Below are 24,903 nucleotides of genomic sequence, written 5' to 3' on the forward strand. Positions count from 1 at the left end.
CCGCCCTCCCCCTCTCCCGCGGAGAAGGCAGCCCGAGCATGTTACCCGCTTCCGGCCCCGGGCGCAAGGGGGCATTTCGGGTTTTTTTCGGACAAGGGCTTCGTGCCGTCGGGCCGACGAAGTCGTGACCGCATGGTTTTGCGGTTAGGACGAACGCTCGCTTATATTAGTATAGGAAGCGAATGAAAGGAGCTTGCGCCATGCCGAACCAGCCCGACCTCGATCCGACCGTCGTCATCCCTTTGCCGCAGCGCACGCTTGCCGCCCTCGATGCGCTCGAAAACGCCGGCTTCGAGACGTGGATAGTGGGCGGATACGTCCGCGACGCGCTGCTCGGGCGGCCTTCCTCCGATATCGACATCGCCACGCAGGCTCACTGGCAGGACGTGCAGCGCGTTTTCGAAGGGCAAGGCTATCGCACCCACGAGACCGGAACCGCGCACGGCACGCTCACCGTGATCGTCGACGAACAGGCGCTGGAAGTCACCACGTACCGCAGCGACGGCGCTTATGCCGACGCGCGTCATCCGAACCAGGTATCGTTCGTGCGCACCATCGCCGAAGATCTCGCGCGCCGTGATTTCACGATGAACGCCCTAGCCTATCACCCTGCGCGCGGCCTGTTCGACCCCTACGGCGGACACGCCGATTTGGAGGCGCGGATCATCCGAGCCGTAGGCGATCCCGATCGGCGCTTCTCCGAAGACGCCCTGCGCATGCTGCGCGCCTGCCGGTTCGCCGCGGAGCTGGGCTTCGCCATCGATCCGAACACCTTCGAAGGCATGCTGGCGAACAAGGGGCTGCTGCCCCGCATCTCCACCGAGCGCATCACCCACGAGTTGCAGCGCCTGTTGCTTGGAGAGCATGCCGGACGCGCGCTCACGGCCACGGTCGACGTGCTGGCTGCCGTGCTTCCTGAGCTCGTGGCCATGAAAGGCTTCGAGCAACGCACGCCGTACCATATATACGACGTGCTCGAACACACAGCGCGCGTGCTGGACGGCGTGCCGCCTTACCCGCTTGTCCGCTGGGCAGCGCTGTTCCACGACATGGGCAAGCCCGCGGCGTTCTTCACCGACGAAGACGGGACGGGGCACTTCTACGGGCACGCCGCCATCAGCGTGATGCTGGCGCGCGGCATCATGGGCCGACTCGCGCTGTCGTCGGCGTTCGCCGCACAGGTGCTGACGCTGGTCGAACGCCACGACGACGTGATCGATCGCACGCCGAAAGCCGTGAAGCGCGCGCTTTCGCGCCTGGGCGGCAACGTCGAGCTGTTCGCCGCCCTGTGCGACCTCAAACGCGGGGACGCGCGCGGCCAGGCGCCTCGCTGCATCGACCGCGTGTCCGATGCCGACGAGCTGGAGCGCATCCTGTCCGAGATCCTCGCCGCCGACGAGGCGTTCTCGCTGAAGAAGCTAGCCATCGACGGTCGCGACGTCATCGAGCTCGGCGTGCCGCAGGGTCCCCTCGTCGGCCTCGCCTTGTCGGATGCGCTCGACGCCGTCATGGACGAGCGCATCGACAACAAGGCGTGCGCTTTGCGCGCTTTCATAGAGGAATGGCGTGCCGAGCATGAAGATCGAGCCCCTCTATAACGGCCGAGCCACCGCCCGGTGACGGCTTCCCGCATGCCGATCGCTGCACGCGTTCGCTTTCTATACTGACATACGCTCATCACGATCATCCCTGGAAAGCGAGGCACCTCATGACCACACCCTCCGCAACCGCCCAGTCGCAGCCGGAAGCCGCCGTCGACGCCCCCGTCGATCGCATGAGCATCACGATATCCCTCAACGGACCGTATCTCGTAAACGGAGGGGTGCCCTTGACCCAGGAGGTCATCACCCCCGTCGGCGGCCATCGCGAGTACCGCACGGCGCGCGCCTTTCCCCACCAGGAAACCTACGCGCTGTGCCGCTGCGGGCAGACGAGCACGCCGCCGTTCTGCGACGGCTCGCACGTTGCCGCCGGCTTCCACGGCGCGGAAACCGCGTCGCGCGCGTCGTTCGAGGAGCGCGCCGACATCTACCCTGGCCCCGGGGTGACGCTGTACGATGACAACCGTTGCGCGTTCGCCCGCTTCTGCCACCGCGAGGACGGCGACGTATGGACGCTCACCGAGCTGTCCGGCGACGAGCGCCTGAAGCGCGAGGCTGTCCAGGAGTCCACCGACTGCCCAGCCGGAAGGCTCGTGCACGTCGATTCGGAGACCGGAGCGATGTACGAGCCGGAGCTCGGCCCCTCCATCGCCCTGCTCGAAGACCCCGAGGAAGGCGTGAGCGGCCCTTTGTACGTGCGCGGCGGCATCCCGCTCGTCGGCGCGGACGGCACCGAGTACGAGCTACGCAACCGCTATGCGCTGTGCCGCTGCGGCGCGTCGCGCAACAAGCCCTTCTGCGACGCCATGCACGTGACCGTGGGCTACGAAGACGGTTTGAACGGATAAACACCTGGTAAACGCCGGGAAATCGCACGCTTGCGTCCTGTCCGACCATCCAATTCATCAACTTTTCCAAAATAATTTGCCGATAAGGCTTGACGAAGCGCCGCATACCCCGTAATATACCAACTCGCGCTTGCGACTGTTGTTCAAAACAACAGGAGCACATCGGTTAGCCGATGGGGTGTCGTCTAATGGCAGGACAGCGGTTTCTGGTACCGTATGTGAGGGTTCGACTCCTTCCACCCCAGCCATTTTTACGGTATACTGCACAGCGCACTATGTGGCTCCGTCGTCTAGCGGTTTAGGACGCCGCCCTCTCAAGGCGGAGGTCGCCGGTTCGAATCCGGTCGGAGCTACCAAGAAATTGCAGGCCAGGAGCGCACAAGCTCCTGGCCTTTTTCTTTTCGATCGTCTTTCGTGTGCCAAAATGTGCCATCTTGCGGAATTACGGTGCCTTACGCCCTTCTCGCCTAAAGCCTTCTACCGCCGGCCGCGCATGCTGTCGTACAATGGCGGCGAACGAAGAGAAAAGGAAACCTCATGGAGCAAGAACAGAACCGCGCACCCGAGACCCCGCCAGCTGGCGCCCCTGCGGAACTGCCGTTCGGCGAGCCCCTGCTGATCTGTCCCGGGCTCTACCGCGTACGCGTGCCGCTTCCCCATAACCCCCTGCAGGCGCTGAACTCCTACATCGTCCTTGGAGACGAGACGACTACGATCATCGACGTTGGCTTCAACCACCCGGCATGCGAGAAGGCGCTTGACAAGGCGTTGGAATCCCTCGGGCGAACCTGGGACACCGTCGAGATCGTCCTGACGCATTCCCATCCCGACCATACGGGCAATCTCGATCGGATCTACCGCGACGGTATGCGCGTGTATGCGAACCTCCACTCGTTCAAAGAGGTGGAGAATCTCATGCAGATGCAAGCGAACGTGTTCGGCCCCCTGCTTCGCAAGGCGGCGACGCCGCAGCAAAGCGGGCTCGTGTTCCGCAAGGGCAAGCATCGCCTGCACATATCGGCCGAGCTGCTGCCGCTGACGTGCAAGCCCGATCTCATCTACCTGCACGAAGGCGATGTGCTGCGCGCCGGAAGTTTCTCGTTCGAGGTGATCGAAACGCCAGGACACGATCCGTGGCATATCTGCCTGTACGAGCCCGACCGCAAGCTCATGATCATCGGCGACCACGTGCTGGAGCGCATAACGCCGTCGGTTTCGTCGTGGTTCCCCGCGTACAACGCCCTCGAGGAGTTCTTGGAGAGCTTGGGGAAGATGTACTCGTACGACGTCGATCTGGTGCTTCCGGCTCACGGAACGCCCTACACCGGACTGCGCGAACGCGTCATGTTCCTGATAGCGCATCATGGGGAGCGCCTCCAGGAACTGTACGACCTCGTGGCCGCCGGCCACGACGACATCGTATCGATATCGTCGCATGCCAAGTGGCGCTACGAGAATTGGAACGAATGGCCGCTCGACCAGAAGTTCTTCTCGATGGGCGAGACGATGGCCCACCTCGTGCACCTCGTGTGCGAAGGCAAGATCAAGCAAACCATCTGCGGCGACGAGTACCGTTTCGAGCTGCCGTAGCGCCGCAGCCGCGATAGAAGGGAGCATCACATGCGCATCGATCTGATCATCGAGAGCCGAAACGTGTTCACAGGAGTCGGCGACGTCGCCCGACCTGCGGCCATCGCCGTCGCGGGCGATCGTATCGTCGCCGTCGGATCGCGCGAGGACGTGCGCGCCTTCGCGCTCGAGGCGAACGCAGGCGGGGGCGCGCCCGAGGTGCGCGACTTCGGAGACGCGCTCGTGGTTCCGGGATTTCACGACTCGCACCTGCACTTCTTCCATTCGGCCGTGTATTCCTCGCCCTTGGCGACCATGTTTCTGGGCGAAAGCGAGACCGACTGCGTGGCGCGCATGCAAGCGTTCGCGAAAGACCGGCCGAACGGCTGGCTTCTGGCACAAGGATGGCGCGAATACCGCTGGAACCCGCCAGTGCTGCCGTCGAAGCGCTCGCTGGACGAAGCGTTCCCCACGCGTCCCGTGGCGCTGTACTCGGGAGACGCGCACACGCTGTGGCTGAACTCGGCCGCGCTCGACGAGCTGGGGCTCACGCGCGACAGCGTGCCGCCGGCAGGCGGCTCCTACGACCGCGACGAGACAGGCGAGCTGACCGGCATCGTGCGCGAGGCGGCCGCCATGGAGTTGATGCCGCAGATCATGGGGTCGTTCACCGACGAGGAGGTGGCCGACGCTTACCGCGGCTTCTTCGCGCGGCTGGCCGAGAACGGCGTGACCAGCGTATGCGACATGTCGCTCATGGCCCATCCGGGGCTCGACTTCATCCGGGACGACGTGCACGCATCCCTGCTGGAGCGCGGCGAGCTGACCGCGCGCGTGCACCTCTTCCCCACCTTGCTCGACGACATGAGCCGCTTCGAGGACATGCGTGCGCGCTACACGGGTCCGTGCCTGCAGGCACCCGGTTTCAAGCAGTTCTTCGACGGCGTGTCGAGCCAGCATACCGCCTGGGTGACCGAACCGTACGCGAACGCGCACGTCGAAGGCGATTGCGGCCGACCCACGGTAGATCCCGAGATCATGCGACGCTACGTGCTTGCCGCAGCCGAACAAGGCTTCCCCGTGCGTATCCACGCCATCGGCGATGCGGCCATCCATGCGGCGCTCGACGTCTTCGAAGAGGCGCGCGCGAAATTCGGACCGCTGCCGGAGGGGCAGCGAAACTGCCTGGAGCACCTGGAGAACTTCCTGCCCGGGGATATGAAGCGACTGGCCGATCTGCAGGTGGTGGCCGCCGTGCAGCCTCCTCACATGACGCTGGATCCCGGCGGCCCCGAGCGCGACCTGGGGCCCGAACGCGTTCCGTACATGTGGCCCTTCCGCACGCTGCTGGACGACAACACGGTGCTGGCGTTCGGCACGGACTCGCCCGTGGTAGGTGTGAACTCGATGGACGTGCTGTACAGCGCGGTAACGCGGCAGGACCCGGGCACCCACGAGCCGACAGGCGGATGGCTGCCCGACGAGCGCATCGGCATGGCCGAAGCTCTGCGCGCCTACACGCAGGGCAGTGCTGCGTCGGCAGGACGTAGTAGCGAGCTGGGCACGCTGGAAGCGGGCAAGCTGGCCGACATCGCCGTGCTCGACCGCAATCTGCTGGCCTGCGACACCGACGACATCCAGAAGACGAAGGTGCTGGCCACCTTCATGGGCGGGACGTGCGTGTTCGAGCGGTGACGGATCGGAGCTTCGCGCTAAGCGCGAAACGGGCGCGCAGGTCGGCGTAGTAAGTCAGCGAGGGCGGCCATGGTGCCCGAGATCGTGGGGATGGCGAGGGTGAAGCGTACCTCGGTACGCGAGCCCTCGGCATCGCCGCGAGATCGGGTGCCATGGGCGGCCGCAGCATCGGCATGTTCCGGCGGCCGGAAGGCCGCCGGAACCTAATACTCCCACATGTGGTCGAGGGGGCCGCTTCCCTTTCCCAGGTTGAGGCCGGCGGCGAGGGCGCCGCGAACGTAGTCCTTTGCGGCGCGCACCGCTTCTTCCATCGGAAGACCCTTGGCAAGCCCGCAGGCGATGGCGGACGAGAGCGTGCAGCCCGTGCCGTGGGCGTTCTCGGTGTCGACGCGCGGCGCGCGCAGCCACACGACATCGCCCTCCGCCGTGACCAGCACGTCGTCGGCGCGATCATGGCGATGACCGCCCTTCACGAGGGCAGCGCCCGTCCCCGCCTCGGCAAGGCGCAGCGCGGCGCGTTCCATCGACGCCTCGTCTACAACCTCGAACCCGGCCAGCACCGCAGCCTCCGGCATGTTCGGCGTGACCACGTCCGCGAGCGGCAATAGGCGCGCCTTCAAAGCTTCGATCGCATCGTCGCCGATGAGGCGGGCGCCGCTCGTGGCCACCATGACGGGATCGACCACGATATTGGCGGCTGCGTGGCGCTCGAGCGCGTCGGCGACGGCTTCTATGATGGCGGCCGACGACACCATGCCCACCTTCACGGCGGCAGGCCGGATATCCTCGAACACGACGTCGATCTGCTTCGCGACGAACGCCGGATCGACGTCGAGCACGCCCGTCACGCCCAGCGTGTTCTGCGCGGTGAGCGCCGTGATCGCCGTCTCGGCGAACAGGCGGTGCGCGGCGATGGTCTTGATATCGGCCTGGATTCCCGCGCCGCCGCTGGAATCCGAACCCGCGATGCTGAGCACTGCTTCCATAGCGCTTTCCTTTCTATCGGCGAGCGTCGGCTATGCGCCGAGCGCTGCTTGCACCGCCGCCCGCAAACGACGCGTCTCTTCCTCGATATCCTCAGCCGCGAAGATGGCCGACACCACCGCCGCGCCGTCGGCTCCCGTCCCCGCGAGCTCGGGGATCGTACGCTCGTTCAGGCCGCCGATGGCCACCACGGGAATATCGACGGCGGCGCAGATGGCGGCAAGGCCGTCCGTCCCCACGTCGGCGGCATCGGGCTTCGTGGGCGTGCCGAACACGGCTCCTACGCCCAAGTAGTCTGCGCCGTCGGCCTGGGCGACCAACGCCTGCTCCACCGTCTGCACCGACACGCCCACGATGGCGTCGGGCCCCAGCTTCTCGCGCGCCTCGACGCATGCGGCGTCATCCTGCCCCACGTGCACGCCGTCGACGCCCGCGATGCGAGCCGCCTCCACGTCGTCGTCCACCACGAACGGCACGCCCGCCTCGCGGCAGAGCGGCGCGAGCGCCCGGGCGCGCAGCACCACCTCGGCCTGGGGAGCGTCCTTCTCGCGCAGCTGCACGAACGTCGCACCGCCCGCAAGCGCCTCTTCGACGCACGCGGAAAGCGTGCGCTCGCCCAGCCACGCGCGATCGGTGACCGCGTACAGCGCCATCGCCCGGCGCAGGTTCTCCCTCGGGTACATGCGCTCCTCCTTATGCTAGCTCTTCGACCCGCGCGCCCGCTTCCAGGGCATCGCCGTCGAGGTTGTACAGGGCGTCCAGCAGGTACGTGCGGAACGACCCGTTGCCGTCGTAGCCGCCCATGCGGCCTTGGGCGATCTGGCCTGCCAGCCCCATGCCGGCGACGGCGGCCACCGTGGCGTCGAGCAGCGCATCGGGGTTCGCCGTCGCGAACGCCGCGCACACGCACGACAGCATACAGCCGGCGCCCGTGATGCGGCCCATGAGGGGACTGCCGTTGCGAACGGCGTAGGCGCGCTCGGCGTCGGCCACGATGTCGATGGCGCCCGTGACGGCCACGACGGCGCCCGTCTTCGCGGCGAAGTCGCGCGCGAACGCCGCGCCGGCCGCCAGGTTGTCCTCAGTGACCGCATCGCCGGGGCACACGTCCACGCCGCGCGTGGCCGCCGCGCCGCCTGCGAGCGCCTTCGCCTCCGACATGTTTCCGCGCACGACGGACACGGCCAGCTTGTCCAGCAGGTCGGAAGCCGTGCGCGTGCGCAGAGCCGACGCCCCGGCGCCCACCGGGTCGAGCACGATGGGATGGCCCAGCTCGCTCGCACGCTCGCCGGCCGCGAACATGCCCCGGATGGAGCGCTCGTTGAGCGTGCCGATGTTCAGCGTGAGGCCGCCGCAGATGGACGTGATGTCGAACACGTCGGCGGGCTCGTCGCTCATGATGGGGCTTGCGCCGATGGCCAGCAGCGCGTTCGCGCAGTCGTTCACCGTCACGTAGTTTGTGATGTTATGCACGAGCGGCGTCGTCGCCCGCACGTTGTCCAAGGCCCTCTTCAAAGCGAACGGTTCCATAGGCTACTCCTTCCCGAGATCGACCGTCAGGCCGTCCATGATGGTGTTCACGGTTCGCATGGCGCACATCTCGCCGCACATGGTGCAGGTGCCGTCGGTCGAGGGCGGAGCGCTCTCGAAGTAGCGGCGCGCCTTGACCGGATCGAGCGCCTCGGCGAACATGCCCTCCCAGTCCACGCGGCGCCGAGCGTCGCTCATGCGGTTGTCGCGGTCGCGCGCTCCGGGCACCCCGCGCGCGATGTCGGCCGCATGCGCGGCGATCTTCGTGGCCACGAGGCCCTCGCGCACGTCGGCGGCGTCGGGCAGGCGCAGATGCTCGGCCGGCGTGACGTAGCAGAGGAAGTCGGCGCCCGAAGCCGCGGCAACCGCGCCCCCGATGGCGGCCGTGATATGGTCGTAGCCCGGCGCGATGTCGGTGACCAGCGGCCCCAGCACGTAGAAGGGCGCGTCGTGGCACAGCCGCTTTTCCAGCTTCATGTTGGCGGCGATCTCATCGAGCGCCATATGCCCGGGGCCTTCCACCATCACCTGCACGCCCGCGTCCCATGCGCGCTTCGTGAGCTTGCCGATCTCGATGAGCTCGGCGATCTGCCCCGCGTCGGTGGCGTCGTACGTGGAGCCGGGCCGCATGGCATCGCCCAGGCTGATGGTCACGTCGTGCTCGTGCAGGATGGCCAGCACCTCGTCGTAGAACTCGTAGAAGGGGTTCTCGTTGCCGGTGGCCTCCATCCACGCGAAGATGAGCGACCCGCCGCGGCTCACGATGTTCGTGAGGCGGCCCGTCTCGCGAAACGACTCGATGGTGCGCCGATTCATGCCCGCGTGGATGGTGACGAAGTCCACGCCGTCCTCTGCATGCGCGCGGACCACGTCGAGGAAGTCCTCCACCGTGATGGTGATCAGCGGCTTCTCCAGATAGCCGATGGCGTCGTACATGGGCACGGTGCCGATCATGGCCGGCGACTTCTCGATGAGCGCGCTGCGGAACGCGTGCGTCTTGCCGGTGTTCGACAAGTCCATGATGGCCTCGGCGCCCAGCTCCAGCGCCACGTCCACCTTCTTCCATTCCTCGGCCTCGTCGGCGACGTCGCCCGAAATGCCCAGGTTCACGTTCACCTTCGTGCGCAGGCCGCCGCCCACGCCTTCGGGCGACAAGCTGGTATGGTGGATGTTGGCGGGGATGGCGATGCGCCCGGCCGCAACCCCCTCGCGGATGAACTCGGGGTCGCGCCCCTCCTTCTCGGCCACGATGGCCATTTCGCGGGTGATGGTGCCGGCGCGTGCCGCGTCGATCTGCGTCATAGAACTCCCTTCGTTGGCATTACCCATGTCAGGTTCCTCGGGTCGAAGCGTGAATCGGCGCTTCCTCTCAGCCTGTCCGGCCGCGATGCGGCTGCAAGCTCCCCGGTATGTCAAGCCGTCGCGCATGCGACGGAGCGTTTAACCAGTATACGCCAGCGGGTAGAACACGTACAGCGTGCCCTCCTCGACGGCTACAGTGGCCTCCTCGCCGGTCAGTTCGTTCGACAGCCCGCGCGAGGTGCGGTTCGACAACGGCTCGTCGTCGATGGAGTACTCCATGCCGCGCTCGATGACGCCGCGCGCCATGTCGTTGGCCGAGAACACCGACACGGTTCCCCCGCCAAGCGCCGGCAGCTCGAACACGTCGGGACCGGTGAGCAGCCGCACGGCGTACGTGTCGGCGACGGCGGTCACGTACACGTCGCGCTCGGAGAACTTCGCGAACAGCTGCAGGTTCGCCAGCGTGTGGTCGAGCCGCGCTCCCAGCGCGCCGTAGACGATCAGCTCGTCGTGGCCCCAGGACAACGCCTTCTCCATGGCCAGCTCCATGTCGCTCTTGTCCTTCTTGACCGGGTGGCGCGACACGCGGCGGCACTTCGGCACATAGCCGAGCGAGTCGAAGTCGCCCACAGCCATGTCGGGCACCGCACCAATGGCCTCGAGGTGCGCGAAGCCCGCGTCCACCGCGATGACATAGTCGAACTCCCCGGCCGCCTGGCGGGCCTTGAAGTCCTCCGCGTTGAAATCGACCGCCCCCACGAGCGCGCACGTAGCCATGTTCCACACTTTCCTTACCTTCGAGCCGTACCGATCGTGATAGAATACCATACGCGAGCGGGCCAGACGATCGCGCGCTTCGGCGTGAGGAAAGTCCGGGCTCCATAGGGCAAGATGCCAGCTAACGGCTGGGCGGGGCGACCCGACGGAAAGTGCCACAGAAAAGAAGACTCCCCCGCGAACACGCGCTTCGGCGCGCAGAAACGGGAGAAAAGCTGAAACGGTGCGGTAAGAGCGCACCAGCGCGCCGGCAACGGCGCGGCTTGGAAAACCCCATCTGGAGCAAGCGCAAATAGGAACGCGACACGGTTGCCCGCCGTACGTTCGGGTTGCGTGCTAGAGGCGTCTGGCGACAGGCGTTCGAGATAAATGGTCGTCCAACGACAGAACCCGGCTTACCGGCCCGCTCGCATTCTTTTTTTCCACGTTTTCCGTCACACTTCCGACATTCGACCGTCTAACCTATCGAAGGAAGGCATCGGGCGCATCGCAGAGCGCCCGGCCGACGACGAGACGAGCGGAAGCGCCCGGCGGGCCTTTCGCGGAAGGCGGCACCATGCATCGCGAAGAATTATCGAAAGAAGCGCAGCTCGACCTGGTGGACAAGGCCATCGTAGGCGACGGCCAGGCGTTGGAGGAACTGCTGCGGTCCACGAGCGGGCTCGTGTTCAACCTTGCGCTCAGGTTCCTGGGCACCGTCCACGACGCCGAGGACGCGAGCCAGGAGATCGCGGTCAAGATCATGACCCGGCTCTCGACGTTTCGCAAGGAGAGCGCGTTCTCCACATGGGTGTACCGCATCGCCGTGAACCACCTCAAGGACTGCCGCACGCATCAGTTCGCGAACGCCCCGTTCAGCTTCGAGATGTACGGGGCCGACATCGTCGACGAGCGCGCGAAGGACGTCCCCGACCTGTCCGAAGGGGTCGACCGCGGCATGCTGGCGCGTGAGCTGAAGCTGTCGTGCACGAACGTGATGCTGCAGTGCCTCGACGCCGACAGCCGCTGCGCCTACGTGCTGGGCACCATGTTCAAGGTGGACAGCTCCACCGCGGCCGACGTGCTGGGCATCACGCCCGAGGCGTACCGCCAGCGCCTGTCGCGCGCCCGCAAGACGGTCGCCGAGTTTTTGGGCGCGTACTGTCAGCACGGCGGCGCGGAGACGTGCTCGTGCGAGCGGCGCGTGAACTTCGCCATCGCCACGCATCGGCTGGCCCCGCACAACCTGGAGTACCTCGAGCTCACCGAGGAGGAGCGCGCGCAGGACGCCTTCGTCGACGCCATGGACGAGATGGACGGCTACGCCAGCCTGTTCGACCGGCTTCCCTCCTACCGCCCCACGCCGCGCGCCAAGGAGCTGCTGGAAGCGTGCATGGGCACCGCCAGCTTCGACGCCGTGGTGAACGCCGGCAAGGAGGCCTCCCATGCCTAACGTCCTCATGCTGGATTTCCTGGCCGACCTGCGCGAGAACAATTCCCTCGACTGGATGCACGCCCACAAGAAGCGGAAGAAGGAGGCGCAGAACGCGTTTCTGGAGCTCGTGCAGGGCTGCATAGCCGACCTCGCGGAAACGGAGCCGTGCTTGGCGGCGCTCGATGCCAAGGACCTCGCGTTCCGCATCAACCGCGACACGCGGTTCAGCGACGACAAGTCGCCGTACAATCCGACGTTCCGTGCGCACATCTCCCCCGCCGGGCGCATGCCGGTGCCCGTGGGGTACTTCGTCAGCGTGACGCCGGGCGGGTCGTTCGCGGGAGGGGGCCTGTTCGCGCCGCACTTCAAGGACGCCACGCGCATGGTGCGCGACCGCATCGCAGCCGACCCGCAGGCCTTCCTCGACATCGTCGAGGCGCCGGGGTTCGCCGAGCGCTTCCGGTTCGTCGGCATGCCGCTGAAGAACGTGCCGAAGGGCTACGACCCGCAGAGCCCGGCCGCTGAGTACCTGAAGTGCAAGTGCTGGGCGGTGGAAGAGCACTTCGACGATGCCGTCGTCGCCGACGACGAGGCCTGCCGCCGCGCGCTGCTGGACAGCTTCGCGGCCATGAAGACGTTCAACGAGTACCTGAACGAGGCGCTGAAAGGCTTCGCGATGCCGACGCGCTAGGGCGGTTTGCGGCCCGGCCCCGGCGCACCCCGTTCGATTGGGCGCAAAACGATAGCCATGGCAAAGGCAGTCGAAGCTTCACGGATGGTTCGGTATTGCGCGGGCACATAAGGCCTGGTCGCAGATTCCGCATACGAGGAATCTGCGACCAATGCCCCGCGTTTTCTGCCATAGGGTGCAATTCGCGCCCAACGTTTACCGGACGGTTCGCGATGCCAGGCCTGCGGAGCCGCATCGCAGAACCCTACGCCGGGAACAGCGTGTAGGCCCGTCCCTCGGCGGCCTCGTGCGGACGGATGCTCACGCCGAAGGCCCGCTCGATGGCGCCGGTTGCGAGCACCTCTTCCACCGTGCCGGCCGCCGCGGCGCGCCCGCGTTCCATGACCAGCAAACGGTCTGAGTAGCGCAGCGCCAGGTCGAGATCGTGGATGACCATGACGATGGTCTTGCCCGCCTCCTCGTTCAAGCGGCGGATCAGCTCCATCGTCTCGTGGCAGGCGCGGATGTCGAGGTAGGTGGTGGGCTCGTCGAGCACGATGAGGTCGGTGTCCTGCGCCAACGTCATGGCGATGAACGCTCGCTGGCGCTCGCCGCCCGACAGCCGCCTCAGCTCCTGCGTCCGGAACCGCGCGATGCCCGCAAGCTCGAGGGCGCGCTCCACGTGCTCGCGATCCTCGCGCGAGAGCTTCCCCTGATGCGCCTGGTACGGATAGCGCCCGCATGCTACGAGCGCCTCCACCGTCATCGCCGGCGGGCGGCTGGCCTGGGCCAGCACGGCCACGCGACGGGCGCGCGCCTTCGCCTTGAGCGACAGCGTGGGCACCCCGCCGACGCGCACCTCCCCCGCCTGCGGCCGCAGCAAGCCGTCGACGAGTTTGACCATCGTGGACTTCCCGCAGCCGTTCGGGCCGACGATGCTGGTCACCGCCCCATGCGAAAACATCGCGGAAAGCCCCCCGATGAACGGTTCCTTGCCGTAGGAGAACGACACCTCGCGAAGCTCGATGGCAGGAACACAGGGCTGCGCGACCTCTGCGGTCGAGGAGCCGAGGGCCGAGAGGTCCGCCGCGAGTTTCCCCGAGGGGACTTGCTTCGCGGTGCCGCGACGAGCCGAACAGCCCAGCGGGCTGTTCGTGCGAGCAGGACTGTTTGAGCGCCGGACCTCTCGGCCCGCGGCCCCGCAGGATGCAGGCGCATTATTCAAGGCTTCCCCTCCTGTTCTTCAAAATGAGGTAGATGAAGAAGGGGCCGCCGAGGAACGCCATGAGGATGCCCACCGGCACCTCGTAGGGTGCGAACAGCACGCGCGCCAGCAGGTCGCACACGACGACGAACGCCGCGCCCGACACGGCCGACAACGGCAGCACGATGCGGTTGTCGTGCCCGACGAAGAACCGCACGAGGTGCGGGATGATGAGCCCTACGAACCCCAGCAGGCCCGCGAAGCTGACGGCCGCGCCCGCCAGCACGGCGGCGAGGCCCAGCATGGCCAGCCGGCACGCGCCCACGTTCATGCCCAGCGCATGGGCCGTGTCGTCGCCGAGCGCCATGATGTTCAGCTTGCCCGCCGCAAGCAGAGCCGCGGCGAGGCCTGCCACGATGTAAACGGCGGGCCACCACAGGTCGTCCATGAGCACGCCGGCCAAACCGCCCACGAGGAACGCCGACGAGCCGATGTAGGCGTCGGGGTTCACGATGAGGATGGTGTTCATGCCCGCACCGAACACCGACGTGATGGCGATGCCCGCCAGCACCACGGTGAGCCTCGACGTGCTGGCGCCCAGCGAGATGCCGAAGATGATGAGCGCCGTGGCCAACGCGCCCGCAAATGCCGCGAGCGGCGGCAGCCAGAGCGCGCTGGGAAACACGCTGGCGGCGATCAGCACGAACAGCCCGGCGCCCGAGTTGATGCCGATGATGTTGGGGCTTGCCAGCGGGTTGTCCAGCACGGCCTGGATGATGGCGCCCGCCACGGCCAGCGCGCCTCCTGCCAGAAGCGCCGCCAGCACGCGCGGCAGGCGCACGTTCACGAGGATGCTCTTCGCCGACGCGCTCACGTCGCCGCCCGTGGCCCAGGCGACAAGATCGCCCAGGCTCACCGACGACGACCCCACGAGGAAGGCCGCCGCCGTCACCGCCGCCAGGACGGAGGCGGATACGGCGATTGCGAGCGGTGCGGCCTTTTCACGGTTGAACGAAGTCACCGGACGGCCTTCGCTTTACGCGTACAGAGCGTCGAACAGCACCTGGTAGCTCTGATCCCAGCGCTCGTTCGGCTTGTACTGGAACAGATGCGGGTCGAGCGTGACGTAACGGCCGTTCTGAACCGCATCGAGCGTCGACCAGGCGGGATTGGCAGCCGTTTGATCCTCGAGCGCCTTCATGGCGGCTGCGTCGTCATTGCCCATGGGCACCACGAAGATGTAGTCGGGGTTCATCTCGATGATCGATTCCAGGCTGAAATCCTTGAGCAGGCTGGGATTCTCGTCTGCCAGATTCTTGACGCCCAGATCGGCCAGCATGGCACCCGTCATCGTCGAGGACGCCTGCACGCGGGTGCCGCCCGAGAATGTGGTCAGCACCAGCGCCGTGGGCGCCTCGCCCGCAGGCACCTTGGCCGTGATCGCCTTGATGCGCTCGGACACGGCCTGGGCGTTCTGTTCGTAGAGATCGTCGCGTCCCGTGATGTCGCAGCAGGTGCGCAGCATGCGCTCGTAATCTGCGAACGTCGTCACCTGAAAGCACGCCACCGGGATGTTCGACGCTGCGAGCGCCGCCTTGAGGTCGGCCTGGTTCGAGTCGCCTCCGCGGCCGCCCGAGCCGCTCGTCATGATCACGAAGTCGGGCTCCAGCGCGATGATGGACTCGAGGTTCGGGTTCGAGAAGTCGCCCACCTTCTGCACGTTTTCGGACTTCAGATCGTAGTCGGACAACGTGAACGCATCATCGGATGCGCCCACGAGCGTGCCGCCCGCAAGCTCCCATATGCTGGCGAAACTGCCCATGCAGGCGACCACGCGCTGCGGATTGTCGACGGTCACCTCGGCGCCCGTGTCATCGGTGAACGTGACCGCTCCGGCCTGAGAGGCGGCCGGGGCTTCTGTTTGCGGAGCGCTTGCGTCAGCATCGGCGTTCGGCTGAGCAGCCGAGCAGCCGGCAAGCATCATCGTCGCAGCAAGGGACGCGGCGACGGCAGAAGGAATGATGCGTTCGGAGATAGTGGTCATGAGTGGTCCTTTCGATGTCGACGGTTTAGACGGCGGCCGCAACCAAAGCGTTGCCGTGGGCGCAGTAGTCGTCTTGAGCGAGGATGTCGCCGTCGTGGTAGTAGGCGGCGCGGGCGCGACAGCCGCCGCAGCCTTGCGCGTAGTCGCAGGTGCCGCACGAGCCGGAGTACGCCTGCGTGCGCAGCTTCTCGAACACGGGGCTCGACGCCCAGATTTCATCGAAGGGAGTCTCGCGCACGTCGCCCGCCTCCTCGGTCATGTAGGCGCAGGGACGCACGATGCCCTCGCTGCCGATGACGCAGTACGTGAGGCCGGCCAAGCAGCCCCGCTCGAAGCGCGTGTCCACGCCCAGCTGCTTCGCCACGCGCGTGAACTGGGGAGCGCACGTGGGCTTCACGTCGATGGGCACCTGCGAGGCCTTCGTCATGATGTCCTTGAGCAGCTGCTCGTTCTCCAGCACCTCGAGCGATGTCTCCTGGATGAACTTGCCGCGCCCCACGGGGATGAGGAAGAACACGTAGTGCGCCATAGCGCCGATCTCCACGGCGAAGTCGGTGATGTCGCACACCTCGTCGCGGTTCCAATCCACGACGGTGGTGTGCAGCTGGAACGGCAGGCCCGCCTGCTTGCAGGCCTCGATGCCCGCCATGGTGAGGTCGTAGGCGTGCTCGAGCCCGCGGAACCTGTCGTGCTTGACGGCATCGAGGCTGTCCACCGAGATGCCCATGGCGCAGGCTCCGGCCTCCTTCAGCCGCACGGCGACCTCCGGCGTGATGAGCGTGCCGTTCGAGCCGAACACGGGGCGCAGCCCGCGCGAGGCAGCGTGCGCCACCAGCTCGTAGATATCGGGGCGCATGAGAGGCTCGCCGCCCGAGAAGATCATCACCTTGAAGCCGGCGCGGGCGATCTCGTCGATCATCTTCTTGCCCTCCTCGCAGGAGAGCTCTTTGTCAGTGGCCTCCTCGGCGTCCTGGTAGCAATGGACGCACTTGAGGTTGCACTTGTTCGTCGTCATCCACGACACGAGCATAGGCGTATCCTTTCTTGGTTGCGGCTTCGCCTTTTGGCGGCGCCATGCTTGCTGAAACCGAACGAGGGTATGACGTGCCGTGCGGGAGCCGCAAAGGGAGGTAGGAGAGATGAGGTTTTGCGGCACCCGCACGGCGCCGAGATCGCAGCCTATTCGGCCGGATCGGGGCGGGAACGGTAGGAGGCGACGATGGCTTCCAGATGGTCGAACACCGCTTGACGCAGCTCGTCGAACGATCCGTCGCCGCCGGCGTGAGGGGCGATGTTCTCCATGAGGATGAAGTTCTGCTCAGCGCGCGCCGTGTCCTGCTCCATATCCAACTCGAGGTAGCGCTTGGCCAGCTCGCGGTTACGTTCGCTGTCCACGGGCTCGCCGGCAGGCATGAGGCGGATGGTGTCGGCGATCAGCTCGTGCCACTTCGACACGGATTCACCGCGCGCCACTTGGTTCTCGGCGGCCTCCTCCGAAGCCGGAGCGTCGTCGCGGATGCAAGTAAGGCGCCAGAAGAACTGGCTCTCGCCTTGGCAGCGTTCGATGGTGTCGGCCATGGCCTCCCAGTTCACAGACGCATCGTCGAGCGACTCGTCATGCAGGGAGCGCAGCGTGGTCATGCGCTTGAACAGCGATTGGAACTGCTCTTCGATAGCATCCATCTGCTCGTCTGCCAACTCCTGCAATGCTGCCGGCTCTCGGTAAAGAGCTGCATCGGATTTGATCTGGGCCAGCGACAGCCCGAGGTACTTCAAGGTCAGAATGCGATACAGGTCTTTCACGTTGTCGTCGGTGTACAGGCGCTGGTTCTGCGGACCCTTCGCCGATGGCGACAGCAGCCCCTGCTGGTCGTAGTACTGGATGGTGCGCACCGTCACGCCGACGCGTCGCGCCAGCTCGCCGATAGTCAGGTAGTTCTGATCGGTCATGGATGCTCCTCCGAGGCGACCGAAGCTCGGCCGCCGCCTTTCCTCTCGCCTTGCCGCGCGTCCCCCGCGCGCTCGAACTGCAATCGAGCATACGCGATGACGTAACGTCACCGTCAACGATCTCCAAAAGATGGCGACAAAAATCAGGGAAAACCCTAAGCGTTTCCTGTCGGCGAAAAAAAAAACGCGCTCCCGGGCGGGAGCGCGTTTCGTCGTCCATGCTGCGAGCGTGATAATACGCGCGGTTTAGTCGATTTCCTCGAACTCAAAGGCATCGTCGGCATCGCCGAACCCGGACAGATCCTTCTCGACGCCAGAAGGAGTCGGCGTGGCCGGCGCCACCACGGCGCCCGTCGCCTGGGGCACAGAGTACGCGCCCGCGCCGTCGCGGTTGATGGGAGCCTGCGCCGGAGCCGTCACACGGCCCGTAGCGGTGGTCTCGACCACGTCGATCGTGCGCGCATGGGCGCTGACCGGCAGGGAAGCGGGCATCTCGCCGCCGATCTCGGCCAGCTTGCGCGTAGCGTCGCCGATGAAGTCGGTGAGCAGGTCCCGGTAGTCCTCGCGCACGTCCTCGCGGTCGTCCTCGAGCTTCTTGATGGCGTCGAGCACCTTCTGACGCTCGGCTTCCGCCTTGTCCACGATGCGCGTGCCCTCGTCCTCGGCATCTTTGATGGTGGCCGCTGCCTGGGCATTCGCGTTCGCGATGATCTCGTCTGCGGAACGCTGCGCGATGATGAGAGCCTGCGCGATGGCGTTGTCGTCGGCCTTCTTGGCCTCGAGCTGGCGCTCCAAATCGGCGATGCGCGCGTCCTTCTCGGCCAGCGCGGCATCGTCCGTCACGACGACGGGAGCTTCGACGCGAGCCGGCGTGTCGAAGCCTTCGAACTTACGATCGTCCAGCTGGTTCTCGAGTTGGGCGATCTGGGCGTTCATGCCGTCGATCTCGTCGGCGACATGCTCGAGGAACACATCGACTTCGTCGACGTCGTAGCCTTTGCGATCGATCGAGAAGCTCTGGTTGTGTATCTCAGCCGAGGTGATAGCCATCTGTAGTCCCTTCGTCTTGTTCGCACGCGAACACGATTCTACGCATTAAAACAAGTTTATCAGTAAACGTACTCCAAATTGTAATACAAGCAGGGCGATGATGGGCGTAACGTCCACCATACCTCCAAGCGGGGGTATCAGCTTCCTGAAGAGGTTGAGATACGGGTCGCACACTTTGGCCAGTACCCGGTTGATGTCCGCCAAGATGCCACGGTCGGTGGGAAACCACGACATGAGCACGTAGACGAACAGCACCATACTGTACGCATCGGCAAGCGACACGATGAGGTATTTGATGCTCAACATGCGTTCTACTCCTTAGAACGTCGGGCGGCGGCAGCCGCGCCGGCGAAGAATCGAATACGGGATCACAGCACGCCCTGCCCGCGCAGGCTCATGCGCTCGGCATCGGTGAGCGCAGCACCGCGCGAGATGACGAACACCTTGTCGGCCACGCAGTCCACGCTGGCGTCGAGAGCGCTCGACACGCCGAACGAGAAGTCGAGGATGCGCTTCGACAGATTGTCGGGCGTGTTGCGCAGCGCGAGCACCACCACATCCCCCGCCTTGAGAGCCTTCGCGATGCGCTCGACCTCGGCGTAGCTGGCCGGCTTGAGCACGGTGACCGAGCGGGAGGGGTTGTGCTTGACCGCCCCGGCGCCCGCGTAGGCGTCGAACGGATCGAACGCCGCAGTCGTCGCCGTGGCGGTTGCCACGGTAGCGCCCGAAGCGGTGGTTGCCGTTTGCACCGCGACGCCCGAACCAGAAGGCCCAGAAACGCTCGGCGCATCGTCGGACGTGGAGGTGAACAGCGAGTTCAGGCTCTCGGAGCGCTCGCGGTTCGCTGCGGCGGCCGCACGCGCGATAGGCGTGTTCGCCGGGGCGGGCTGCGCCGCTTCCACCATGGTGCGATCGCCGCGGTAGGAGCCGCTTGAAGGCGACGTCACACGGCGAGGCGGCAACGGATCGCGGTTGAGGCTCTCGGGCACCTGGGTGTGCGCGCGCACGTCGTCGATGGACACGAGCTTCGCGGATCCCACGGACGAGCTGCGCGCCGAGGAGCGCGCGTGCGAGGCGCGCGCAGGACGCGAAGTCACGGGCGCATAGGGCTCATAACGCGAACCGGGAGCATCGTCGGCGGGGAAATCGTCCTCGTTGTAGTCGGGACCGTACTCGCCGTACTCCTCGCTGTAGTCGTCGAACCCCTCGTCGTAGTAGCCGTCGTCGTAATGCGGGTTGGCGTCTGCGAAACCCAGTTTCGATTTGATTCCCTCGAGCATTCCGTGCTCCGATTTCTTGATCTTTGGCAGCTCCATACCGTTCACCTGCTTCGTTTCTTATCCGGCGGTCCAGCCGCCGCTGCGTTCAGCGTCATGGCCGCGCCGCGCTCTCACGCGTGCGCGGGGCCCTCGAAAGCGTCGTCGAACAGGGCTCGCCCGATGCGCACTATGGTAGCGCCCTCGGCTATCGCCTCATGCCAGTCTTCGCTCATGCCCATAGAAAGCTCATCGAATACGGCGGCCTGTTCCCCGTCGAGCCCAAGCCGCACTTCGTCGCGCAAACGCGCCAGATCGGCGAAGCATGCGCGAGCCCGTTGCGCATCGCCCTGCGGCGCCATCGTCATAAGCCCGCGCACGCGCACGTGCGGAAAGCCCGCGCAGTACTCCAGCATGCCGGCCACCTCGCTCGGCGCGAGACCGCTCTTGCTCGCCTCCCCCGACACGTTCACCTCGAGCAGCACGTCTTGCACCTTGCCCGACGCCGCAGCTGCGGCGTCGAACTTCGGCACGTGACGCTGTTGGTACAGCGAGTGCACGAGCGCGGCATCCCGCACGATGTCGGGAATGCGGCGCGATTGGATGTTGCCGATGAAGTGCCAGGTCTGCTGCGGAAAGCGAGCGCGCTTCCCCTCGAGGGAGTCCGGGCGGTTCTCGCCGAAGTCGTGCGCGCCGGCCTCGATGGCCTCGGCCACTTCGTCGGCACCCACCGTCTTCGACACCGCCACTACGACCACGCTCTTCGGATCGCGCCCGCACGCCTCGCAACAGGCGGCCGCCTCTGCGACCGTGCGCTCGTAGCGCTCTTTGAATCCCATGCCGCTCACCCAGCCTTTCGAAACGCCACCGCGCCATGGCGCCCGCAGATGCCGCCCGCGGCGCGGTACGAGAAGAATTCGTCGCACGAGCATACCGTGCACACGCCCGCATCAGCCACGCGCGCGCGATCGATGCCTGCCTCTTCGAGCCCGACCGTCAACGCCTCCAGCAGGTCGACATGGCGTTCGTCGGGAATGCAGGAGGAACCGAAGCGGTCTTCGAAGCGCTTGCGCACGTCGGCGCCCGTCTCGAAGCAGGACGCGTGGATGTGCGGCCCCACGTACACGTTGTAGCCGCTCGCCGCATCCTCCCCCAGCTCGGCGGCATCGGCCCGCGCGAGCGCGCGGACGGCCTTCGCGGCCACGCCGTTCTCCACGCCGCGCCATCCGGCGTGCGCCACCGCGAATCGGCCCGTCGGCGACACGACGATCACGGGGACGCAGTCGGCGAAGCACAGCAGCGCCGCGATCCCGGGAACGGTGGCGACAAGAGCGTCGGCGCCCGCGAGCGCCGCTTCGCGCGCGGCATCGAGCGCCTCGGGCGACGCGTCGTCGAGCTCCACCACGACTTCCCCGTGCACCTGGCTGGGCACCACGAGCGGAACGTCGGCCGCATCGAGCGCTTCCAGCACGAGCGCTCGGTTGCGCTCGACCGACGCAGGGCCGTCGCCCACGTGATTACCCAAGTTGAGCGAGGAATACGGGCCTTCGCTCACCCCGCCCGCGCGTCCGGTGAACGCGACGCGCACGCCCGTGCGCTCGTACAGGGCATCGTCGGTAAGCACAGGAAGACAACGCGCGCCGAAGCGGCGCGCGGTTATCTGAGGGATGGGCAGTTGTCCGGTCGCGACCATCAAGCGACCGCTCCTTACCGCTGGCGCTTCAGGAAGTCGGGGATGTAGTCCTCGTCGGCGAAACGGCCGTCGCGCGACGTCGTGGAGAACGTCACAGGAGGAGCGGACGGCATCGGGTCGGGCGCCGTCGTGGAGGCGAACAGGTCCTTGCGCGAGAAGTCCATGGAGGACTGCTGCGAAGAACCCATCTTAAAACCCGTGGCGATCACCGTGATGCGCACCTGATCCTGCATGCCTTCGTCGATGATCTGGCCGTAGATGATGTTGGCGCTCTCGTCGGCGCAAGCTTCCACCGTGCGCGCCGCCGCGTCGACCTCGGTGAGCGTGAGGTCGGGGCCGCCGGCGATGGAGAACAGCACGCGCGACGCGCCCGCGATGGAGGCTTCCAGCAGGTTGGAGTTCGTGGCCTGCTGCGCCGCGTCGAGGGCGCGGTTCTCGCCGGAGGCGAGGCCGATGCCCATCATGGCCGTGCCGGCGTCTTTCATGACCGTGCGGATGTCCGCGAAGTCGAGGTTGATGAGGCCCGGGATGGTGATGAGGTCCGTGACGCCCTGGATACCCTGGCGCAGCGTGTCGTCGGCGATGCGGAACGCGTCGAGCATGCTCGTCTTCTTGTCCACGATCTCCAGCAGGCGGTCGTTCGGGATGACGATGAGCGTGTCGACTTTCTGGGACAGGAGGTCGATGCCCTGATCGGCCTGGTTGCGGCGGGTGCGACCCTCGAACGAGAACGGCTTGGTGACGATGCCCACCGTCAGCGCGCCGATCTCCTCGCGGGCGATCTCGGCGATGATGGGCGCCGCGCCCGTTCCGGTTCCGCCGCCCTCGCCGGCCGTGACGAACACCATGTCCGCCTCGGCGAGCGCCTCGCGGATCTCCGCGCGACTTTCCTCGGCCGCCTGGCAGCCCACTTCGGGGTTCGCGCCGGCGCCCAGGCCGCGCGTGAGCTCTTCGCCGATGTGGATCGTCTTGTCGGCGTCCGACATGAGCAGAGCCTGTCGATCCGTGTTCACGGCGATGAACTCGACTCCTCGCACGCCCGCTTCGACCATGCGGTTCACGGCATTCGTGCCGCCGCCACCGACGCCGACGACCTTGATGACCGCCAAATGCTCGGAACCTATCTTGTTTGGCATTGTATCCTCCACACCTGCTGCGTTTTCAAATGCTGCGTTTCCCGTCAGGGCACAGTTCACGTGCGGTTATTGTACACGATGCTCAACCATTTGCAAATTACGCTGCGGTAATGAAATGCGCACGTCCACAGATATAGCGGATGAGCCGGGTAAGCGGAAACGATGGATGCCGCCGTGGCGCGCCGGCGCGGCCATCGACGTCGCCGCTCATGGTCGACAGGCAACCGCTGGCGAAGGGGCTCGCCCGTTCGCAAATCCGCGCGGCGCCGCTCGCAAGGCGGCTGCTGGCCGAACATGCAGGCGAGGCTATATCGTATAAGAGCAGCATCGCGTCGACCGGCTGACCGAAAACGAACGTCCGCGACCGGAAGGGAGTCCCCCATGGTTCCGCTCGTACTCACCGCCTTCAAAGTATAGAAAGCTCGCGCGTCGATTCGGCGCGCGCGAACATCCCCCTCCTCAAACCAATACGCTTATCGTCGCGTCCTCTTGCGAGGTCGGGCGAAGCTTGTACCGAAAGGAAGACCCCATGCCCTGGTTCGATCAAGCGCCCTGGCTCGTCGCCCTGGCGCCGTTTTTCGGTCTGTTCCTTTCCGCATTCGCGAAACGAACAGACCCCTTCATCGCAGGCGACCGGGTGTACCGCCACGACGCCCCCGCGCGCCTGTCCCACTGGACCCACGGCATCGGCACCGCCGTGTGCCTCGCGTCGGGCATCGTGCTGGGACTGAGGTTCACCCCGGCATTCGTGGAGGACGGCCCGGCCGCCATCCTATGGCAGAACGTCCATTTCGCGGCCGCGATCGTGTTCCTGTTCGGAACGTTCTACTACCTGGGCAACACGATCATCTCGAAATGGCGCTTGCGCGAGCACCTTCCCACGAAGAACGTGGTCGCCTACACGGTGCGCCACTACGGCCTGCTCGTGGGCATCAAGAAGTTCACGATGCCGCCCGAGGACAAGTACTTCGAAAGCGAGAAGGCCGCCTACGTGATGGCCGTGGTCACGGCCGCGTTGCTGGTGGTGACAGGCCTGGTCAAGGCATTGGCCCACGTGGTGCTCACGCTGCCCGACGGCCTCATGAACGTCATGTTCTGGGTGCACGACATCGCGGCCGCGCTCATGCTGCTGTTCTTGGCGGCGCACGTGTTTTTCGCCGTGATCGCGCCGTTCTCGTGGAAGACCTTCCCGTCCATGCTGATCGGATGGATGCCGCGCGGCGAGGCCGAGAAGGAACATGCAGGTTGGATGGAGCGGCTCGAGCGCGAGCAGTCCGAGCGCGGCATGGACGAGTCCGCACTCGGCGCCGGAGAGCGCGCGGCCGCGCAAGAGACGATGGGAGCCGCCGCGCGCGCAGCAGCCGCCGACGGCACGCAAGGGAGATGAGCGATATGACCGAGACGAATCAGCGCGCGACCGACGCGCAGCATAAAGGCGGCCTCTCCAGGCGCCAGTTCATCGCCGGGATCGGCGGATTGGGAATCGGCGCCGTGCTGGGAAGCGGCATCACGGCGCTGCTGTTGCCCGACGACGTGTACGCCATCGAGGCGAGCCAAGGCTACCTGCTGGTGGATGCGAAGAAGTGCGCCGGCTGCGAGACGTGCGTCATCTCGTGCTCGCTCGCGCATCTAGGCCGTATCAACACCTCGCTTTCGCGCATCCAGGTGATGAAGAACGCGCTGGGAAGCTTCCCCTCCGACGACGTCATGCAGAACCAGTGCCGCCAATGCCCCTACCCTTCCTGCGTGGAAGCCTGCCCCGTGGGCGCCATGCACGCCGACCCCGAGACGGGCGTGCGCCTCGTGGACGAGGGCAAGTGCATCGGCTGCGAGCGCTGCGTGGAGGCGTGCCCCTTCACGCCGTCGCGCGTGCAGTGGAACTTCGAGGACAAGCACGCCCAGAAGTGCGACCTGTGCAAGAACACGCCCTTCTGGGATGAAGAGGGCGGCCCGTCCGGCAAGCAGCTGTGCGTCGAGATCTGCCCCATGAAGGCCATCGCGTTCACCAACGTGCTGCCCGTCCAAACCGACGAAGGCTACACGGCGAACCTGCGCAACGACCACTATCTGGAAATCGGCCTGCCCAGCGACGACGAGGCGCGCATCCCTCCCGCGCGGCTCGGATACGGCGCAGGCGGCACGGCAGCCCAGGCGGCAGCCGGCTCGAACGACAAATAATA

24 protein-coding genes, 2 tRNA genes, 1 other RNA gene and 1 riboswitch are annotated in these 24,903 nt (G+C 66.1%); of the genes, 11 read left to right on the top strand and 16 right to left on the bottom strand.

The annotated features are described in order from the left end of the window. Positions 1-200: 200 nt before the first annotated feature. From GT613_RS13520 to GT613_RS13545, 6 genes are all read left to right on the top strand, one after another. On the top strand, positions 201-1,598 hold the full coding sequence (locus tag GT613_RS13520; protein WP_009306220.1) for a CCA tRNA nucleotidyltransferase: 1,398 nt from the start codon (positions 201-203) through the stop codon (positions 1,596-1,598). A gap of 110 nt (positions 1,599-1,708) precedes the next feature. After that, a complete protein-coding gene (locus GT613_RS13525) occupies positions 1,709-2,449 on the top strand; it encodes a CDGSH iron-sulfur domain-containing protein (RefSeq protein WP_009306221.1) in 741 nt (246 codons plus the stop codon). 174 nt (positions 2,450-2,623) lie between these two features. Further along, a tRNA-Gln gene (locus GT613_RS13530) sits at positions 2,624-2,697 on the top strand. Positions 2,698-2,728: 31 nt separating this feature from the next. Beyond that, positions 2,729-2,805: transfer RNA gene (locus GT613_RS13535), tRNA-Glu, on the top strand. A gap of 181 nt (positions 2,806-2,986) precedes the next feature. Then, complete coding sequence (locus GT613_RS13540) at positions 2,987-4,039, top strand: MBL fold metallo-hydrolase (RefSeq protein ID WP_009306222.1); 1,053 nt, start codon at positions 2,987-2,989, stop codon at positions 4,037-4,039. A 30-nt stretch (positions 4,040-4,069) separates the two neighbouring features. Further along, positions 4,070-5,713: an amidohydrolase gene (locus GT613_RS13545; protein ID WP_009306223.1), complete on the top strand. Its 1,644-nt coding sequence runs from the start codon at positions 4,070-4,072 to the stop codon at positions 5,711-5,713. 203 nt (positions 5,714-5,916) lie between these two features. On the opposite strand, the gene thiD is transcribed toward GT613_RS13545, so the two are convergent. The 5 genes from thiD to GT613_RS13570 form a co-directional block, all read right to left on the bottom strand. Beyond that, positions 5,917-6,699, bottom strand: a complete 783-nt coding sequence (gene thiD / locus GT613_RS13550) for a bifunctional hydroxymethylpyrimidine kinase/phosphomethylpyrimidine kinase (RefSeq protein WP_009306224.1) — start codon at positions 6,697-6,699, stop codon at positions 5,917-5,919. 30 nt (positions 6,700-6,729) lie between these two features. Continuing rightward, complete coding sequence (gene thiE, locus GT613_RS13555; RefSeq protein WP_009306225.1) at positions 6,730-7,380, bottom strand: thiamine phosphate synthase; 651 nt, start codon at positions 7,378-7,380, stop codon at positions 6,730-6,732. Between the two features lie 10 nt (positions 7,381-7,390). Then, positions 7,391-8,227, bottom strand: a complete 837-nt coding sequence (gene thiM, locus GT613_RS13560; RefSeq protein WP_009607882.1) for a hydroxyethylthiazole kinase — start codon at positions 8,225-8,227, stop codon at positions 7,391-7,393. Positions 8,228-8,230: 3 nt separating this feature from the next. Beyond that, positions 8,231-9,556, bottom strand: coding sequence for a phosphomethylpyrimidine synthase ThiC (gene thiC, locus GT613_RS13565; protein WP_035576661.1), 1,326 nt, complete (start codon positions 9,554-9,556; stop codon positions 8,231-8,233). After that, positions 9,518-9,644, bottom strand: a riboswitch (TPP riboswitch). Its footprint overlaps the gene before it by 39 nt. Positions 9,645-9,667: 23 nt before the next feature. Further along, positions 9,668-10,306: a thiamine diphosphokinase gene (locus GT613_RS13570; RefSeq protein WP_009607773.1), complete on the bottom strand. Its 639-nt coding sequence runs from the start codon at positions 10,304-10,306 to the stop codon at positions 9,668-9,670. 54 nt (positions 10,307-10,360) lie between these two features. Between GT613_RS13570 and rnpB the strand changes: the two genes are divergently transcribed. The 3 genes from rnpB to GT613_RS13585 all read left to right on the top strand — a co-directional run bounded on the left by rnpB (position 10,361) and on the right by GT613_RS13585 (position 12,411). After that, positions 10,361-10,720: RNase P RNA component class A (rnpB, locus tag GT613_RS13575), an RNA gene on the top strand. 142 nt (positions 10,721-10,862) lie between these two features. Beyond that, the gene (locus tag GT613_RS13580; protein ID WP_009306229.1) at positions 10,863-11,738 is read left to right on the top strand and encodes an RNA polymerase sigma factor; all 876 of its coding nucleotides are present in this window, start codon (positions 10,863-10,865) and stop codon (positions 11,736-11,738) included. Next, a complete protein-coding gene (locus GT613_RS13585; RefSeq protein WP_009306230.1) occupies positions 11,731-12,411 on the top strand; it encodes a DUF2461 domain-containing protein in 681 nt (226 codons plus the stop codon). Before GT613_RS13580 ends, GT613_RS13585 begins: the two co-directional genes overlap by 8 nt. Before the next feature lie 244 nt (positions 12,412-12,655). Here GT613_RS13585 and GT613_RS13590 read toward each other — a convergent pair whose 3' ends face one another. The 11 genes from GT613_RS13590 to ftsZ form a co-directional block, all read right to left on the bottom strand. After that, positions 12,656-13,354, bottom strand: a complete 699-nt coding sequence (locus GT613_RS13590; protein WP_156996985.1) for an ABC transporter ATP-binding protein — start codon at positions 13,352-13,354, stop codon at positions 12,656-12,658. A 253-nt stretch (positions 13,355-13,607) separates the two neighbouring features. Beyond that, positions 13,608-14,615, bottom strand: a complete 1,008-nt coding sequence (locus tag GT613_RS13595; RefSeq protein ID WP_009306232.1) for an iron ABC transporter permease — start codon at positions 14,613-14,615, stop codon at positions 13,608-13,610. Positions 14,616-14,630: 15 nt separating this feature from the next. Then, a complete protein-coding gene (locus GT613_RS13600; RefSeq protein WP_009306233.1) occupies positions 14,631-15,638 on the bottom strand; it encodes an ABC transporter substrate-binding protein in 1,008 nt (335 codons plus the stop codon). A 25-nt stretch (positions 15,639-15,663) separates the two neighbouring features. Beyond that, a complete protein-coding gene (gene nirJ2, locus GT613_RS13605) occupies positions 15,664-16,668 on the bottom strand; it encodes a putative heme d1 biosynthesis radical SAM protein NirJ2 (protein WP_009306234.1) in 1,005 nt (334 codons plus the stop codon). Positions 16,669-16,817: 149 nt separating this feature from the next. After that, positions 16,818-17,588, bottom strand: a complete 771-nt coding sequence (locus GT613_RS13610) for a MerR family transcriptional regulator (RefSeq protein ID WP_021410906.1) — start codon at positions 17,586-17,588, stop codon at positions 16,818-16,820. Between the two features lie 246 nt (positions 17,589-17,834). After that, the gene (locus tag GT613_RS13615; RefSeq protein WP_009306236.1) at positions 17,835-18,638 is read right to left on the bottom strand and encodes a DivIVA domain-containing protein; all 804 of its coding nucleotides are present in this window, start codon (positions 18,636-18,638) and stop codon (positions 17,835-17,837) included. Positions 18,639-18,683: 45 nt separating this feature from the next. Continuing rightward, positions 18,684-18,944 (bottom strand): YggT family protein, encoded by a 261-nt coding sequence (locus GT613_RS13620; RefSeq protein WP_009306237.1) that lies wholly within the window; start codon positions 18,942-18,944, stop codon positions 18,684-18,686. Between the two features lie 62 nt (positions 18,945-19,006). After that, entirely contained in the window at positions 19,007-19,954 is a 948-nt protein-coding gene (locus tag GT613_RS13625) for a cell division protein SepF (RefSeq protein ID WP_009306238.1), read from the bottom strand. A 74-nt stretch (positions 19,955-20,028) separates the two neighbouring features. Further along, positions 20,029-20,733: a YggS family pyridoxal phosphate-dependent enzyme gene (locus tag GT613_RS13630; RefSeq protein WP_035585960.1), complete on the bottom strand. Its 705-nt coding sequence runs from the start codon at positions 20,731-20,733 to the stop codon at positions 20,029-20,031. Between the two features lie 5 nt (positions 20,734-20,738). Then, the gene (locus GT613_RS13635; RefSeq protein WP_161172672.1) at positions 20,739-21,587 is read right to left on the bottom strand and encodes a polyphenol oxidase family protein; all 849 of its coding nucleotides are present in this window, start codon (positions 21,585-21,587) and stop codon (positions 20,739-20,741) included. 14 nt (positions 21,588-21,601) lie between these two features. After that, positions 21,602-22,723 carry a cell division protein FtsZ gene (gene ftsZ / locus GT613_RS13640; protein WP_009306241.1) on the bottom strand — a complete coding sequence of 374 codons (1,122 nt, stop codon included), beginning with the start codon at positions 22,721-22,723 and terminating at the stop codon, positions 21,602-21,604. Positions 22,724-23,252: 529 nt separating this feature from the next. Here ftsZ and GT613_RS13645 point away from each other — a divergent pair. Both GT613_RS13645 and GT613_RS13650 read left to right on the top strand, forming a co-directional pair. After that, entirely contained in the window at positions 23,253-24,110 is an 858-nt protein-coding gene (locus GT613_RS13645) for a cytochrome b/b6 domain-containing protein (protein WP_009306242.1), read from the top strand. 5 nt (positions 24,111-24,115) lie between these two features. Further along, positions 24,116-24,901: a 4Fe-4S dicluster domain-containing protein gene (locus GT613_RS13650; RefSeq protein ID WP_009306243.1), complete on the top strand. Its 786-nt coding sequence runs from the start codon at positions 24,116-24,118 to the stop codon at positions 24,899-24,901. Positions 24,902-24,903 lie beyond the last annotated feature (2 nt).

It is taken from the genome of Eggerthella sp. BIOML-A4 (genome assembly GCF_009875575.1).
Lineage (GTDB): Bacteria > Actinomycetota > Coriobacteriia > Coriobacteriales > Eggerthellaceae > Eggerthella > Eggerthella lenta.